The 14,902-nt window shown below is 64.5% G+C and carries 13 protein-coding genes and 1 pseudogene; 2 read left to right on the forward strand and 12 right to left on the reverse strand.

The annotated features are described in order from the left end of the window. Nucleotides 1-273: 273 nt before the first annotated feature. On the reverse strand, nt 274-1,809 hold the full coding sequence (locus ACVW1C_RS17010; RefSeq protein ID WP_456759410.1) for a serine hydrolase domain-containing protein: 1,536 nt from the start codon (nt 1,807-1,809) through the stop codon (nt 274-276). A gap of 151 nt (nt 1,810-1,960) precedes the next feature. Next, complete coding sequence (locus ACVW1C_RS17015; RefSeq protein WP_456759411.1) at nt 1,961-2,893, reverse strand: L,D-transpeptidase family protein; 933 nt, start codon at nt 2,891-2,893, stop codon at nt 1,961-1,963. Between the two features lie 249 nt (nt 2,894-3,142). On the opposite strand from ACVW1C_RS17015, the gene ACVW1C_RS17020 reads away from it, so the two are divergent. Then, complete coding sequence (locus tag ACVW1C_RS17020) at nt 3,143-4,120, forward strand: lytic transglycosylase domain-containing protein (RefSeq protein ID WP_456759412.1); 978 nt, start codon at nt 3,143-3,145, stop codon at nt 4,118-4,120. Nucleotides 4,121-4,961: 841 nt separating this feature from the next. Here ACVW1C_RS17020 and ACVW1C_RS17025 read toward each other — a convergent pair. Together ACVW1C_RS17025 and ACVW1C_RS17030 are read right to left on the reverse strand one after the other, a co-directional pair. Further along, nucleotides 4,962-5,996, reverse strand: a complete 1,035-nt coding sequence (locus ACVW1C_RS17025) for a D-alanine--D-alanine ligase family protein (protein WP_456759413.1) — start codon at nt 5,994-5,996, stop codon at nt 4,962-4,964. Continuing rightward, nucleotides 5,993-7,021 carry a putative zinc-binding metallopeptidase gene (locus ACVW1C_RS17030; RefSeq protein WP_456759414.1) on the reverse strand — a complete coding sequence of 343 codons (1,029 nt, stop codon included), beginning with the start codon at nt 7,019-7,021 and terminating at the stop codon, nt 5,993-5,995. Before ACVW1C_RS17030 ends, ACVW1C_RS17025 begins: the two co-directional genes overlap by 4 nt. Nucleotides 7,022-7,267: 246 nt before the next feature. On the opposite strand from ACVW1C_RS17030, the gene ACVW1C_RS17035 reads away from it, so the two are divergent. Continuing rightward, nucleotides 7,268-7,705 (forward strand): hydrogenase, encoded by a 438-nt coding sequence (locus tag ACVW1C_RS17035; protein WP_456759415.1) that lies wholly within the window; start codon nt 7,268-7,270, stop codon nt 7,703-7,705. 90 nt (nt 7,706-7,795) lie between these two features. Here the strand turns inward: ACVW1C_RS17035 and ACVW1C_RS17040 are convergent, their stop codons facing one another. From ACVW1C_RS17040 to ACVW1C_RS17075, 8 genes and pseudogenes are all read right to left on the reverse strand, one after another. Continuing rightward, on the reverse strand, nt 7,796-8,173 hold the full coding sequence (locus tag ACVW1C_RS17040) for a hypothetical protein (RefSeq protein WP_456759416.1): 378 nt from the start codon (nt 8,171-8,173) through the stop codon (nt 7,796-7,798). A 71-nt stretch (nt 8,174-8,244) separates the two neighbouring features. After that, entirely contained in the window at nt 8,245-9,528 is a 1,284-nt protein-coding gene (locus ACVW1C_RS17045) for an RNA polymerase sigma factor (RefSeq protein ID WP_456759417.1), read from the reverse strand. Nucleotides 9,529-9,559: 31 nt separating this feature from the next. Beyond that, nucleotides 9,560-9,955 carry a YciI family protein gene (locus ACVW1C_RS17050; RefSeq protein WP_456759418.1) on the reverse strand — a complete coding sequence of 132 codons (396 nt, stop codon included), beginning with the start codon at nt 9,953-9,955 and terminating at the stop codon, nt 9,560-9,562. A gap of 350 nt (nt 9,956-10,305) precedes the next feature. Further along, on the reverse strand, nt 10,306-11,001 hold the full coding sequence (locus ACVW1C_RS17055) for an AprI/Inh family metalloprotease inhibitor (protein ID WP_456759419.1): 696 nt from the start codon (nt 10,999-11,001) through the stop codon (nt 10,306-10,308). Further along, nucleotides 11,001-11,985, reverse strand: a pseudogene (locus tag ACVW1C_RS17060) (2-hydroxyacid dehydrogenase). Before ACVW1C_RS17060 ends, ACVW1C_RS17055 begins: the two are co-directional and overlap by 1 nt. Beyond that, on the reverse strand, nt 11,985-12,773 hold the full coding sequence (locus ACVW1C_RS17065) for an ABC transporter permease (RefSeq protein WP_456759420.1): 789 nt from the start codon (nt 12,771-12,773) through the stop codon (nt 11,985-11,987). The pseudogene ACVW1C_RS17060 and the gene ACVW1C_RS17065 overlap by 1 nt, the downstream one beginning before the upstream one ends. Next, nucleotides 12,770-13,576, reverse strand: a complete 807-nt coding sequence (locus ACVW1C_RS17070; protein ID WP_456759421.1) for an ABC transporter ATP-binding protein — start codon at nt 13,574-13,576, stop codon at nt 12,770-12,772. Before ACVW1C_RS17070 ends, ACVW1C_RS17065 begins: the two co-directional genes overlap by 4 nt. A 226-nt stretch (nt 13,577-13,802) precedes the next feature. Then, on the reverse strand, nt 13,803-14,834 hold the full coding sequence (locus ACVW1C_RS17075; protein WP_456759422.1) for an ABC transporter substrate-binding protein: 1,032 nt from the start codon (nt 14,832-14,834) through the stop codon (nt 13,803-13,805). Between the last annotated feature and the right edge of the window lie 68 nt (nt 14,835-14,902).

Below are 14,902 nucleotides of genomic sequence, written 5' to 3' on the forward strand. Positions count from 1 at the left end.
CCCATACCCACAGGGTCGTGTTGTTGAAGAGAGCTGTGGCCCCAGCTGCGCGCAACAATCACCTTCGATGGTGATGGGTCCCTGCTTTCGCAGGGACGACACTGAATTTATGGCGCTGCTTGTGGATCACGCTTCCGCGTTCTCGCGACATCCTTGTCCGAGTTTTGCATTTTGTTTCGCCCTCTCTCTTGAACAGAGGGCGCAGGGAAGGCCGGGGTGCGTGCACACATCACCATCATTGCACCGTGCGCCTTGCCTCAAAATAGCGAATCGTTATTGCGCGGCCTGCGCTTCCGCATCGACTTGCACATCGTGGCCGAAGCGATCCTTGCCGCTGAGCCTGGCCTTGCCGCCGTCGAACGTGAGCAGCCATCTGCGGTCGGTATCGCCGCCGACCAGACGCAGGTCGATCGCAAACGTCTCAGCGGTCTGCCACGTCCCTTTCAGCGCCATCACGCCGAGCGGCGTTGGCTGGCCGAGACGATAGGTGCCGTCGAGCCCGATCGGTCCCGCCAATTTGACTGCCGACCTCGCCGCATCCGGCGTCGCCGTTTCCAGCTCGTAGTGCGCGGACGGATCGGCCAGGTACAGCGTCAGCGCCCGCAGATTGAGGCCGTTGGGCGGGAAGCGCCAGGTCTTGCCCGAGATGGCCGCCGCAATCTCGGGCACCGCACCGACCGCCGACGGCTTTTCCGTCGCGCTGTCGCTTAGCGCCGCGGCAAGCTGATTGCCGCCGGCGGAGTTCACCGGCAGCGCCGTGTCGGACTTGACGGCGCCGGAAATGTCGTCGGCCATCCTGCCGAATGAGCAGTAGTCGCGCGCGGTCACGACCGCGACGATGTCGAGCGCGGGAAAGATCATGATCAGCTGGCAGCGGTCGCCGACCGCCATGAAGGCCTGCTGCTTTGGCACCACCCAGAAGAAATTGGCATAGTGCAGGGACGGATCGAACGAGGCGTGCATCTCTGTCGTCGCGTGCCTGATGCGATCGACCCAGCCGGACGGCAGCAGCCGTTGCCCCTCCCATTCGCCGTCATGCAGATAGAGCAGCCCGATCTTGGCTGCGTCGCGCGGCGCGAGCAGAAGCCCGCCGCCGCCTTGCGTCAGCCCCGGCCCGATGCTGTGCCAGTACGGCGCGGCAATCCCCAGCGGACGAAACAGTTTCGTCACCGCATAGTCCCGCGCGCTCACGCCGGCGAGCTTGTTGATGATCGCGGCCAATAGCTGCGGATTGCCGGTGTTGTAGTCAAACGCCGCGCCCGGCGGCTTCGCCATCGGACGGTCCAGGATGAACTGGATCGCATCGGGGCTGCGCCCCCATTCGATCAGCGAGTCCGGCCTGCCGCCCTCGACGCCCTCCGTCCAGGCCATCCCCGAGGTCATGTCGAGCATGGTCTGGATCGTGATCGCCCGCTTGCGGTCATCGAGATTGGCGATGGTGCGGTCGCCGAAGAAATCCACCATGCGATGGTCGAGGCTGTCGAGCAAATTATCCTTGAGCAGCATCGCGACCAGCGTGCCGGTCACCGCCTTGGTGGCGGAATTGATCAGATGCGGGATCTCCGGCGTGTACGGCGCATAGTAAGCGTCGAGCACGATCCGGCCATGACGCGCAATCAGGAGGCTATCGAAACTGTGAGCCGCGCCAAAGTTGACGAGCCGCGCGAGCGCGGCGGACTCCATCCCCTGCTCTTCCGGCGTCGTCGTCTGCCACTGCCGGGTCGGCCACACCGGATCGGCGGCGCCTTCTGCGCGGGCTGAACCTGACCAGATCAGCGCGGCAAGCGACAGCCCCCGCAGCGTCGACACGACCAAATGTCTGAGATGCATCGGCGCCCCGTCGGGATGCGGCTGTCACCGGACCATCCGCGATCCCTGGCATACCTGTCAATCTCGGTGCCGCGGTGCCGGCGGCGATTTGCGATGACGGCGCGACTCGGTCCCTCCTGCGTCAATCGCATTATCGCGAGCTCTCCACGAACGTGACCGGCGTTCCCTTCGCGACACCGGCCGCGACTCGCTGCGCATCCCAGTTCGTGAGCCGAACACAGCCATGCGACGCGGCCTTGGAAACCTTGCCGGGTTCGGGTGTGCCGTGGATGCCGTAGCCTTCCGCCGAAAGGTTGATCCAGATCGACCCGACCGGATTGTTCGGGCCGGGCTTGATCGTGAATGGCTTCTTCGATTTGACGCCCTTGAACTTGTATTTCGGATTATAGCGATAGATCGGGTTCTTGTTGATCGCCGTTACCTTCAACGTGCCGCTCGGCGTCGGCTTCTCCGTGCTGCCGACCGTTGCAGGATAGACGGCGATGAGCTTCCCTGCGGCATCGAATGTGCTGAGCGTCTGCCGCGTCTTGTCGACTTCGACGCGTGCAACCGGCGCTGAACCTCCGGCGTCGAGAACGTTCGCGACCGCAATGCTGTCACCGGCCTTGTCGAACTTCTGTCCCGGATTGAGCGCCTGAAGCAGCGCCTCACTCATGTGGAATTTCTCAGCGAGCGCTTCGCGCGGGCTGGTGTAGTTCAGCGCGGGCAAGTCCTTCATGCTCTCCATCTTCGCAGGGATCCGCTTCAGGAAGGGGCCTTTCACGTCGGCATCCGCGATCGTGTAGTTGACGATCGCGGTCCCTTCGCTGGCAGCGGCGAGTTTGCTCCAGAGTTCTGGCGTCACGGCCTTGTCGAATGACAGTCCATTCGCCTCGGCAAACGCCGTGAGCGCCTTCAGCGCATTCTCGCCGAGCTTGCCGTCGATTTCACCGGGAGAGAAATGCGCGCGGTCGAGCAGAATCTCGAGCTTGGCAATGGAGGCGTTGACCTGGTGTCGGCCCGGCAATTTTCCCGTTGGCGCCACTGCGTCGTTGATCACGGCGGCATCGAGGCTCTCCGCCATCACCGGCGCGGAGACAAGCAAAAGTACAAAAGCAAAACGCGCAACGAAACAATGTCGAAGCATCGCGTGTCCCAACGTGGCTCCATTCCGTAAAGTTACGGAAAGCGTCGAAGTTCCAATGCAGCAGCGGCCGAGTTCTGCAGTGGAACAGCTGATATCGCGGCATCGCCGCAATCGACCCGCTAGAAAGTCGTTATCCGAAGCGCATTTGCGCGCAGCTCACATCACAGTTCAGGTCTCTCGAAGCAAATGCGATTCATCGTCGCGGCGCTTGCCGCGTTTCTTGTCTTGATGCTCGACGTCGATCGTTTGCCAAGTTCAATCAACACCTCAACAGCCCAGGCCCCTCCACTCTCGCACGACACTGCAACGGACGCCGTTCCTTTCGCCGCCCGCTTCATCGAAAGCGCCGATGCCGGCGAAGCACCCGGTCCGACGGCCGAGGATGAGGCGCCGCCACCTGCGATCGAGCCGCGCGATGCCGCGGCCGAGCCGCAGGCGTCCGCGATCGAAACGTTCTGCCACTCCTTACAGGACGCGGCCCAAGCGAGCGAAATCCCCGTCGCGTTCTTTGCGCGCCTGATCTGGCAGGAGAGGCGCTTTCGTTCGAACGAAGTCAGCCACGCGGGTGCGCAGGGCGTTGCACAGTTCATGCCCGAGACGGCCGCGGAAGTCGGGCTCGACGACCCCTTCGATCCGCTCAAGGCACTGCCTGCTTCGGCCAAGCTGCTGCGCAAGCTGCGCGACGATTTCGGCAATCTCGGCCTTGCGGCTGCCGCCTACAACGCCGGTAGCGGCCGCGTCCTGAAGTGGCTTGCCAGGCAAAGCGAGTTGCCGCGCGAGACCCGGGATTATGTCCGGATCATCACCGGAACCAGGGCTGAGGATTGGATCGAGAACGTCGACACGCTCGCCATTCGCATCGATCTGCCGAGCGAAGCGCCTTGCGAAGGAACCGGCGGCCTGTCGAAGTCGAAGGATGTCGCTTTCGTCTCTGCATCGCCAGCATCTGCGATGACCACGCTCATTCGTAAGGCGGAGGCGGCCCAGCAGGCGGCAAGGTCCGTCGCCAGCCGCACACGCAAACGACTCGCACTCCTGCTTGGGAAGGGTTCGCCCGGTGCAGCCCGGCTCGGCAGGTCACGCCCGACCATCGTCGCAGCCAAGGTAAGGTCGGCGAAGGGCCGCGCCATTCGCGTAGCCTCGCGCTCGCGTTCGTCGGGCTGAAGCCAAACGCAATCCAGGACTGTCGCTGTAGTTCCTGCGGCTGACGGCGATCCGGATGATGACGGAAAACGCAGCCCGCGCAATCGGGTTGTCGCGGGCTCGCACTGATGGCGGCCGCTGCGGCCTAGACCGCGGCGGGAGCTACCTGCGAGCATGCCGGTGCTACGGCGCGGACGACGCCGCAAGGCTCGGCAGCGGCGCGAACTGCATCTCTGCAACGGCCGAGCCGGCGTAGGCACTGGCGATCAGGATCATAACGCGAATGGCGACGAACATGGTGCCTCCTCAGTCTTCTTGTTGGTCTCTTGATGCCAGAGAGTTCTTTCCCGGCGGTGAGGAAAGCTGGTTGCCGCAACCTTGAAGGCATTGGTAAGCGAGCCGTTTACACCAGCCCGTTCATGAGTTGGGAACCGTATCGGCCGATCGGCCGGCGCGCTAAACGCGCGGTTCACCGTGACCGGGCATTGTTCGCCTCAATCAAGAAGGCGCAATCACAATGCCGATTTTCAGGACGATCCTTGTTGTCGTATCGATTTTTCTTGCCGCTTTGTACGTCTACGATGCCTGCCGCAGCGACGGATTGCTGAGGCCGGCTCCCGTGAGCGACGTGATTGCACAGCGCTGGCCGGAACCGGATGCGTTTCGTCCGGAGGCGGCACCCGCTCCCGCAACCACGGCCACCGCGACCCCGGCGGCGCGCGTTAGGGAAACGTTTGCGATGTTCATCCCCAGGGACGCGCGACGCCACCTGATGCAGCGGCGCCTTTAAAGCGCTTTCGAGCGAAGTGGACGCCGGTTCGCGCGAAGATGATGCGTCAAAACAAGAATCGAGAGCTTCGTTTCAGCCCAGGGATACGCCGGCCTTGGCGCGGCTGATCCCGAGCGCCACGATGCGATTCAACAGAACCGGATAGTCCAGTCCGTCATGCCCGGCGGCCGTCGCGAACTCCTGGCTCTTCGCGATTTCGGGATTGGGATTGGCTTCAATGAAATATGGAACGCCGCTGGTGGACAGGCGGAAGTCGATGCGCGCGTAGCCATCGAGCCCCAAGGTCCGGTAGATGCGTTTCGCCAGCCGTTGAATATGGGCGGACAGTTCCGGCGTCAGATCCTCGGCCGGCCCGTCCGCAATTCCGATCCGCTCCTGGTAGCTGGTATCGTGCTTGACCTTCTCGGTGGCGATCTGGCGTGCGGCGGGGCCGCCCATGCTGCCGAACTTCAATTCCCAGACCGGCAAGACACGCAACCTGTTGTTGCCGATCACGCCGACATAGAGCTCGCGGCCCTCGATGAACTGCTCGGCGATCGCCGCCGTTCCGATCCGCTCGTGGATGAAGGCGACGCGCTCCGCCAGCTTCTCGTCGGTATCGACGATCGACGCCTGCGAGATGCCGAGCGATCCATCGCTGCTCAGGCTCTTGACGATCAGCGGCAGCGCAAGCCGCGGCGGCCGCTTGACCTTGCGGCGCATCGGGAACACGGCGAAGGCCGGCACCGCGATGCGGCGGTGATGCACCAGCGTCTTGGACAGATCCTTGCCGCGCGCCAGGATCAGGCCGCGCGGATTGCACCCGGTATAGGGGATCTTCATCAGCTCGAGATAGCTCGCGATGTGCTGGTCATACACGACGTCGTAGTGAAACTCCTCCAGCAGCGTGAACACCACGTGCGGCTTGAAGCCCTCGATCTCGTCGCGCACCGGCTTGATTTCCTCCTGCACGCCGAGCGGACGAACCTCATGACCGGCGGCGCGCAGGGTGCTCACCACGTCGTACTCGGTTTTCCACTCGTTGATTTCCCGCGCGGAGTATCCGTCGCTGGAGTCCGGCGGCACACAGTCCGGGTGCATCAGCACCAGAATGCGAAAGTGTTTCATAGCGCGATCCATTTGCGGCGCGACGGGCCGAACAACGCGTGCATGGTCTTGGCTGTCAGCAGGATGGTGAAATTGGTCACGAGCTTCTGCTCGGGGCCGACGGCACGCAAGTTGAGCTCGCGGCACCGCAGGATCATGTCATCGAGCACGGCATCGAGCGTCAACTGGTTCTCGCCGGTCCACCGCGCGACCAGCTGCCTGATCTGGGCGCGGTGCCGCCTGATGAAGACCGCGGCCGCCGGATGCCGTTGATGCCGCGGATCGGCGGAGAACAGCTTGGACAGATCGCGGTCGTAGGTCTTCGGCGGCGTGAAGGCGTAGAACGCCTGCTTCTTCTTGTAGTGTTCGCCCAGCGTCTGCTTGAGCGTATGCAGCGGATCGACCCGCTCCCGCGTCGTGAGCAACGGCCGCTCACCTGCGATCTCGCCCATCAGCTCGTCGACATATTCGAGCTTCTTCAGCGCCGGCCAGCCGGCATATCGCGTCCGCCAGTTCGAGCGCGGCCGCAGCCACACCGCGAAGGTCTCGGCGAAATCCTCGTCCGGATGGCTCTGCGCGTACCACAGCCTGAGATGCTGGACGTAATTGCGGCTGGCCGGATTGGGCCGATAGTAGCGCGGGTAGTGTTGCGACGATGGGCCGAACAGCTGCTGCCAGCGCCGGCGGCGTTGCAGCTGGTAGCCGTGCTGTATGGCATGGCCCGCCTCGTGGCGGAGGATGGCCATGCACTCGGACCACGAGGCGCCCTCGACGTCGAGCATCATCTTCTTCTCGAGCTTCATCAGGCGGGGATGGGCGAGATAGAAGGGAATGGCGATCCCGGGCACATCGGCCGGGCTGAACCATTCGCTCGAGATCCAAGTGTGCGGCCGCAGCCGGATGCCGCGCTCTTCGAGCTCTTCGTAGAGCGTGCTGACACAATCCGCGAGCCAGGTGCCTTCGACCGCAACCCTCAGACTGCTGAGGCGTCGCTCGAGCAACTGCGCATCCGTGAGCTTCTCCCAGGCATATTTGCGACGCGGCATAGGCTTCCAAAGTCAAAAAACAAGCTGGAGTCGGGATGGTGTCATAGGTTGCCGCCGGCAACAACCGCCGGCCTTTTCCGCCAGGCCTCCGGCCTTTTCCGCTTGGCACCAACCCGCCCCGGTGCGTCCGCCGCAGGGTCGGCGGGACACGGAGAGCCCAGGCCACGGTCCGGATCGCCGGCGGGGCGCCTTCGTACTTTCTGCTATGATCGGCCGATTCTCAGGCAAGCTATTCGAGAGGCGAGAATGGATTATCGGCGGCGTCTGCTTTTTCACGGCATGGCCCTGTTCCTGATCGGGCTGTTGACCGGCCTTCTCGAGCAGCGCTTCACCAATGTGCGGATGGCGCTCGCAGCGCATCTCGAAGGCGTGATGAATGGCACGTTCCTGCTGGCGGTCGGCGCGATCTGGAGCGAGGTCAGGCTGCCGCCCCGCGCGGGCGTCGCAGCCTACTGGGCGCTGCTGTGCGGGACATACGGCAACTGGGCCGTGACGACGCTCGCCGCCATTCTCGGAACCGGCGCGCTGTCGCCGGTCACTGCGGCCGGGCATGGTGCCGCGCCGTGGCAGGAAACGCTGGTGACCATCGGATTCGTCTCGATCGGTCTTGCGATCATCGCAGCATCGATCCTGCTGCTTTGGGGGCTGCGCGGCAAGGCTGCGCGCGTTGCACCTCGAGCATGATCCAGAAAGGTGCGAAGCGGTTTTCCGAAAAGACCATGCTGAAACAAAAAGCTAAAGCGCGATGACGATTCTGCCCAATGTTGTCGCGCTTCAAGGTTTGACCCAGCGCTGCACGGCCGCAGCGGTGTCGGCCGGGTTGGTGTTGAAGCAGATGGCCGCTCCGGGCGCGAGCCGATGCACCAGATTGAGGATCGTCTCGAACAGCAGCAGCCGCTCCGGCGGCTCGCGCAGCCCGGCACCGATCACGACGCAATCATAGCGGCGCGCGTTGAGGGCCACCGCCGTCACCGCTTCGGCCGTGTCGCCAAGGTCGATGAGGCAACTTTCGACATCGTAGCCAAGCGTCCGCAGGCCCTCGATCTGCGCGCCGATGTAGCTGCGCACGAGTTCGGGCGTGAACTGCGGCATGACGGACAGATCGACGAAGGTGGGATCGAGCCCGATCGCCAGCACGGATGGCTTGGTCATGGTCGCGGTTCCCTGACGCACTGCGGGTTCGGCGAACATGCCGGCGCTTTGCGTCGAAATCGCGAAGCCATTCAGCGGCCATCGTGACCCTGCGCGGCGCGTGCCGCGACCGCCGCGCGCCGCTTGAGGAACTCGCGCTCGCGTGCGTTGCCGGCCAATGCGGCAGCGGCCTCGAACGCGGCGTGCGCCTCCGCGAAGCGGCTCAGCCGGTGCAATAGATCGCCGCGCACGCTCGGCAGCAGATGATAGGCTTTCAGCGCCGGCTCGTCGGCGAGACCGTCGACGATCGCAAGCGCGGCAACCGGCCCTTCGGCCATGCCGATCGCGACCGCGCGGTTGAGCTCGATCACCGGCGAATCCAGCAGCGCGGCGAGATCGCCGTACAGCGCGGCGATACGGCGCCAGTCGGTCGCGTCAGGCGTGTCGGCCTCGGCGTGGCATGCGGCGATCGCGGCCTGCAGCGCGTAGAAGCCGCCGCCGCCACCGAGTTCGCGGGCGCGCGCCAGCGCCAGCTGCCCGCGGCGGATCTGCAGGCGATCCCACAGCGCGCGGTTCTGGTCCATCAGAAGGATCGGCTCGCCGGCCGCGTCGGTGCGCGCCGCCATCCGCGAGGCGTTGAATTCCATCAGCGCCAGCAATCCGTGCGCTTCCGGCTCCTGCGGCGCGATCGAACTCAGCACGCGGCCGATGCGCAGCGCCTCGTTGCAGAGCTGCGGCCGCAACCATTCGTCGCCGCTTGCCGCGGTGTAACCCTCGTTGAAGATCAGGTAGGCGACCTCGAGCACCGAGGCGAGCCGCTCCGACAGCGCCTCTCCGCGCGGGGTCTCATAGGCAAGACCTGACTCCGACAGCGTGCGCTTGGCGCGCACGATGCGCTGGGCGATGGTCGCCTCCGCCTGCAGGAAGGCGCGCGCGATCTCCTCGGTGGTGAGGCCGCAGATCATCCGAAGCGCCAGCGCGGCGCGGGCCTCGCGCGACAGCAGCGGATGGCAGGCGGTGAAGATCAGCCGCAACAATTCGTCGCCGATATCGTCGTCGAGCGCGGAATCGAAATCGGGCATGGTCTCCTGCTCCCGCACCAGATCATGCGCAAGCATGCCGTGCTTTTCGGTCAGCATGCGATGGCGCCTGATATGATCGAGCGCACGCCGCTTGGCGGTCGCCATCAGCCAGGCACCCGGCTTCTCCGGCACACCACCGAGCGGCCAGTGCTCGAGCGCCGCGATCAGCGCTTCCTGAGTCAGATCCTCGGCGAGCGGCACGTCGCGCAGGATCCGCGACAGGCTGGTGATCAGCCGCGGCTGCTCGATGCGCCACACCGCGAGGATCGTGGCCTCGATGTCGGCGGCCGTCATCGCCGCCGACGTGATGTCGTCGCTTCGCGCATCAGGCGCAGGCGGAGACGTCGACCTGGCAACCGCCGTCGGCACCAGGCGTGGCGAAGGGACGAACCTCGCAGGTACCCTCCCAGCCCGGCATATGTTCCCTGTGTAGCTGCATGAACTCCACCGCGGCTGCGACCGCCTCCTCCTTGTTGCGGAGCTCGAAGATCGCGTAGCCGCCGATCATCTCCTTGGTCTCGACGAACGGACCGTCGATGACGTTAAGCTTGCCGTCGGTGATGCGCACCTGGGCGCCCATCGCGACCGGCAAGAGCCCGCCGGTGTCGATCATGCGGCCCGCCTTGATCTCTCGCTCGGCGAGCTTGCCCATTGCCTCCATCAGGGCCGGGGTCGGCGGCCCGGGGGGCTGCGGGGAGGTGACGATATACATGAAACGCATCGGAAAGCTCCTGTGAGGCGAGACGCGGCGACGATCGCCGCAAGACCGGCTCGCTACAGGGGACGACGATTCGGGGCCAGCCGGATCGACATGGGCTCGGGAATTATTTTTAAGGGTGGACGAGGAAGCAGGGCAAACCGCCGACGCATCGGTGGTGCGCCCCTTCCGCGCTTGCGAGCGCCGCAGGTGCGCGCTGCCAAAATATCGAAAACAACCCCATGCAAAGGAGCCGGCGGCTGCCGGCGCTCGATACAGCAACTTGACGTGTCGGGGAACTCGGAAGCGCCGACGCGCTCTTCAGGATGACGGGAAAACCAGGTTCGCAAGCGGGAGAGGCGAAATAGGTGCCCCTACTGCTCCCGCAGCATGATCAGCGGGTCGGCGCTGTCGGGGACGCGGCGCCACTGGGCGTTGTCGTCGGCCTCGAACTGCCAGGTCTCGCCCTTGGCGGACATCAGAATCATCTGGCCGTGGTCGAGCCGCCACAGCGTCGGGTTGAAGGCCGCGACCGCGGGATCGCATTTGCCTTTCAGGAACACCTGAAAATTGTCGTTGCCGGCGTCGGTGTTGGTCAGCACCAGCGCGCAGATCGCCTGGCCGTTGCCGCGGACCATCGACCAGTCGCCGATCATCTGGTCCATCGACTTGGCGAGCGCGCGGGCAGCGGCCAGGTTTTGAAGAATGTAGACGCCCTCGTTGGTGCGCATGCCCTCGAAGATGCCGGTCTCGACCTCGGTGAAATCGATCACGGCCTCGCCGGCCGCATTGTGCAGCCGCACGATGTCGCCGAGGCCCTTGATGCTCCAGCCCGTGATCTCCTTGGTGAAAGGCAACGCGGCGGCGCAGGCCGGCTCGAGCTCGAGCTTGAAACCTTGCGGCGTCGCATCGCTCTTCAGCGTCACGACGCACGTCTTGCTGCGCTCGGTGGTGGCGAGCTCCCACTGCCCGATCATGTCCTTCTGCAACGTCTTGACGTCCTGCGCGGCTGTCGGACCGCAGGCGGCCAGCAGCATGAGCAGCACGACGTTGAAGCGGGACAGGGACATCAGCGCCCCTTCACCGGCGTTTCGGCAACCGGCGTCAGCGGCGGCTTGCCGGCGAACCAGTTCTTGATGTTGTCGACCACGAGCTGGTCCATCGCATTGCGCGTGACCACCGAGGCCGAGCCGATATGCGGCAGCAGCACGACGTTCTGCATCGCCTTCAGTTCGTCCGGCACGTTCGGCTCGGCTGCGAACACGTCGAGGCCGGCGGCGAGGATGGTGCCGGACTTCAGCGCCGCGACCAGCGCAGGCTCGTCGACCACGGAGCCGCGCGCGACATTGATCAGCACGCCGCGCGGGCCGAGCGCCTTCAGGACGTCGGCGTTGATCATCTTCGCCGTCGAGGCGCCGCCACGGTACGATGACGATCAGCGTATCGACCGCCTTCGCCATCTCGATCAGATCGGGATAATGCTTGTACGCGACGTCCTTGGACGGATTGCGCGAATGATAGGACACCGGCACGCGCGAGGCCTCGAGCCTGCGCCCGATCGCCTGGCCGATCCGGCCCATGCCGACGATGCCGATCTTGCGATCGCGCAACGAGCCGACGCTGAGCGGATAATTCTGGGTTTGCCACAGGCCGGAGCGCACGTAGCGGTCGGCCTTGACGAATTCGCGCAGCGTCGCGATCAACAGCCCCATCGCGACGTCGGCGACCTCCTCGGTCAGGACGTCGGGCGTATTGGTGACCACGATATTGTGATCCCGCGCATAGGTGGAATCGACATGGTCGTAGCCGACGCCGAAGCTGCCGACGATCTCGAGCTTGGGAAACATCGCCATCGCGGTCTTGTCGGTCGCCATCGTGTGATAGGTGACGGCAATGCCGCGGATCTTGGCCATCGTGTCGGGCGTCAGGCGCTCAAGGTCGCCGCGGCTCTCGGCCCGGTGCAGCACGTATTGATCGGAGAAGCCGTTTTCGAGGATTGGCCGGATCGGTCCATAGATCAACAGATCGATCTTTTCGGAAGAAATCGGGGCCATCAATTGTCCTTTCCTAACGCGCTTTCATGCCAACGCCGCAACAAGAGGTGCGAAACTAACGCCAGCACCCCATAGATGACAATCCCGGCCAGCGATAGCAGCAGAAGTGCTGCGAACATGCGGGGAATATTCAGCCGGTAGCCCGATTCAGCGATCCGGAAGGCAAGGCCCGAGCCGGCGCCGGCGCTGCCCGCCGCGATCTCCGCCACCACGGCACCGATCAGCGACAGGCCGCCGGCAATGCGCAGGCCGCCGAGGATATAGGGCAGCGCCGCGGGCAGCTTCAGGAACAGCAGCGTCTGCAGCCGTGAAGCGCCATAAAGTTGAAACAATCCGGCAAGGTTGCGATCGACCGAGTTGAGGCCGAGCGTGGTGTTCGACAGCACCGGGAAGAACGCCACGATCCAGGCGCAGACGATCACCGCGGTCTGCTGTTGCAGATAGATCAGGAGCAGCGGCGCGATCGCGATCACGGGCGTGACCTGCAGCACCACCGCGTAAGGGAACAACGAATATTCCAGCCATTTGGACTGGTTGAACAGCAGCGCCAGCACGATGCCGCCGACCGCGGCGGCGGCGAAGCCTTCCAGCGTAGTCAGGAGCGTGACGCCGAGCGATTGCGACAGCACCGGCCAGTCCACAACCAGCGTCTTCAGCACCAGGAGCGGGCTCGGCAGCACATAGGGCTGGATGCCATAGGCGCGGACAACGGCTTCCCAGAGCACGAGGCCCGCGGCAAACACTGCAAGCGGAAGCAGAAAGCGGATGAGGTCCTGCGGAGACTTCATGCGCCCGCCTGCCCCGCGTAAGACGGCGCCAGCGCGGCCGAGACCTCGCGGCAGAAGGCGACATATTCGGCCGAGGTGCGGAACTCCTCGCCGCGCGGCTCCGGCGAGATGATGCGAAACTCGGCGCCGATCCGGCCCGGGCGCGCCGTCATCACGATCACGCGCTGCGAGAGATAGACCGATTCGAACACCGAGTGCGTCACGAAAATGACGGTCTTGTGCAGGTTCCGCCACAGCGACAGCAGGTCGTTGTTGAGGCGAAAGCGCGTGATCTCGTCGAGCGCGGCGAACGGCTCGTCCATCAGCAGGATATCGGGATCGGTGACCAGCGCGCGCGCCAGCGACACCCGCATCTTCATGCCGCCGGACAATTCGCGCGGATAGGCGGCCGCGAACTCCGCCAGCCCGACCTGATCGAGCGCCGCCTCGATGCGCGCTTCGGCGTCGGTCGCGGGCAGCCGGGCGAGCTTCAGCGGCAAGCGGGCATTGTCGCGCACATTGGCCCACGGCATCAGCGTCGGCTCCTGAAACACGAAGCCGATCCTGTGGCTGCCGCGCGGCTCAAGGCCGTGATGGGCGAGATCCACCGTGCCGGCGCTCGGCGTGGCAAGCCCCGCAATGAGGCGCAGTGCGGTGGATTTGCCGCAGCCGGAGGGGCCGAGCAGCGAGACGAACTCGCCGTGTTTCACGTCGAGATCCAGCGGCCCGAGCGCCATCACCCCGCTGTCATAGGTCTTGGTGACGCTGCGCAGGCGCACGGCGAAGCCGCTGCCATCGGTTTCCGGCAAGGTGCTCTCTACCATCGGGAACTGGATATTGCCGGGCGCGATCGTGCCGCAAACTCCACCTCTTCCCACTGGGGAGAGGTCGGCGCGAAGCGCCGGGTGAGGGGGCGCCGGTCCCACGAGAGAGCCGAACCCCTCACCCGCATCGCATCTGGCGATGCGACGCGACCTCTCCCACAAGGGGAGAGGTAGACCGCCAGCGCCGCAACATCTGCGCTAAATCTCATTACGCCCGTCCGCACCGTCAGTTCTTCGGCCTGAGCTCGACGCCGACCGCCTTGTTGACGAAGCGCAGCGTGTAGCCCTGGCGATAGTCGATGGTGCTCTTGACCACGCCGGCGCGCACCATCTTGTCGAAGAAGCTCGCCATCCGCTCGTCGGTCATCGCGCCGATGCCGTTCTTGATGGAATCGCCGGAATCGACGATGCCGTGCTCGCGCATCTTGGCGACGCAATAAGTCAGCAGTTCGTCGTTCATCTCCGGATTGAGCTTCTTGATCATCGCATTGCCGGCCGAGTTGTCGCCGTAGACGTAAGTGTACCAGCCGACGACGGAAGCATCGACGAAGCGCTGCACCAGGTCCGGCTTCTTGTCGACCAGGTCGCGGCGGGTCTCGATCAACGTCGAATAGGAGTTGAAGCCGTAATCGGCGAGCAAGAGCACGTCCGGCTTGAAGCCGGCGGCTTTCTCCACCGCAAAGGGCTCCGAGGTGACATAACCCTGCATCGCGGTCTGCTTGTTCACGATGAAGGGCTGCGGGTTGAAGGTGTAGGGCTTCACCTTGTTCTCGTCGAAGCCATATTCGGATTTCAGCCACTGGAAGTAGCTGGTGATGCCTTCCTTCGAGATCAAAAGCGTCAGCGGCTTCAGATCCTCGATCTTGCCAACCTTGACTTCGGGATGGGTCAGGAAGACTTGCGGGTCCTTCTGGAACATCGCCGCGACGGCGACCAGCGGCACGTTGTTGGTGACGGCGTCGAAGGTCTGCAGCGAGTTCGCGCTCATGAAGAAGTCGAGCTTGCCCGCGATCAAGAGCATGCGGTTGTTCTCGTTGGGACCGCCGGGCACGATTGACACGTCGAGGCCGTACTTCTTGTAGGTGCCGTCGGCGAGCGCCTGGAAGAACCCGCCATGCTCGCCCTCGGCGACCCAATTGGTGCCGAACGAGACCTTGTCCAGAGTCTCCGCCCGCGCCGGGAGGAGGCCTGCGGAAACGCCGAGGGTGGCGGCCAGAAGGGCCGTGGTTAACGCTCGCGGCAAAAAGGCCGGGATCATGGTTGGACTCCGTCGATCAATATGGCCCATGATGGAAGGCGGGAAGACGTGGATCGCACCCGGAGACG

This window comes from Bradyrhizobium sp. USDA 4011 (assembly GCF_054063415.1).

Bases quoted from the DNA above. Each gene is read 5' to 3' on its own strand.
- ACVW1C_RS17055 (WP_456759419.1), bottom strand. From the start codon at position 11,001: ATGTCCCTGTCCCGCTTCAACGTCGTGCTGCTCATGCTGCTGGCCGCC.
- ACVW1C_RS17035 (WP_456759415.1), top strand. From the start codon at position 7,268: ATGGATTATCGGCGGCGTCTGCTTTTTCACGGCATGGCCCTGTTCCTG.
- ACVW1C_RS17075 (WP_456759422.1), bottom strand. From the start codon at position 14,834: ATGATCCCGGCCTTTTTGCCGCGAGCGTTAACCACGGCCCTTCTGGCC.
- ACVW1C_RS17050 (WP_456759418.1), bottom strand. From the start codon at position 9,955: ATGCGTTTCATGTATATCGTCACCTCCCCGCAGCCCCCCGGGCCGCCG.
- ACVW1C_RS17015 (WP_456759411.1), bottom strand. From the start codon at position 2,893: ATGGCGGAGAGCCTCGATGCCGCCGTGATCAACGACGCAGTGGCGCCA.
- ACVW1C_RS17020 (WP_456759412.1), top strand. From the start codon at position 3,143: ATGCGATTCATCGTCGCGGCGCTTGCCGCGTTTCTTGTCTTGATGCTC.
- ACVW1C_RS17030 (WP_456759414.1), bottom strand. From the start codon at position 7,021: ATGCCGCGTCGCAAATATGCCTGGGAGAAGCTCACGGATGCGCAGTTG.
- ACVW1C_RS17025 (WP_456759413.1), bottom strand. From the start codon at position 5,996: ATGAAACACTTTCGCATTCTGGTGCTGATGCACCCGGACTGTGTGCCG.
- ACVW1C_RS17045 (WP_456759417.1), bottom strand. From the start codon at position 9,528: ATGACGGCCGCCGACATCGAGGCCACGATCCTCGCGGTGTGGCGCATC.
- ACVW1C_RS17040 (WP_456759416.1), bottom strand. From the start codon at position 8,173: ATGACCAAGCCATCCGTGCTGGCGATCGGGCTCGATCCCACCTTCGTC.
- ACVW1C_RS17065 (WP_456759420.1), bottom strand. From the start codon at position 12,773: ATGAAGTCTCCGCAGGACCTCATCCGCTTTCTGCTTCCGCTTGCAGTG.
- ACVW1C_RS17070 (WP_456759421.1), bottom strand. From the start codon at position 13,576: ATGGTAGAGAGCACCTTGCCGGAAACCGATGGCAGCGGCTTCGCCGTG.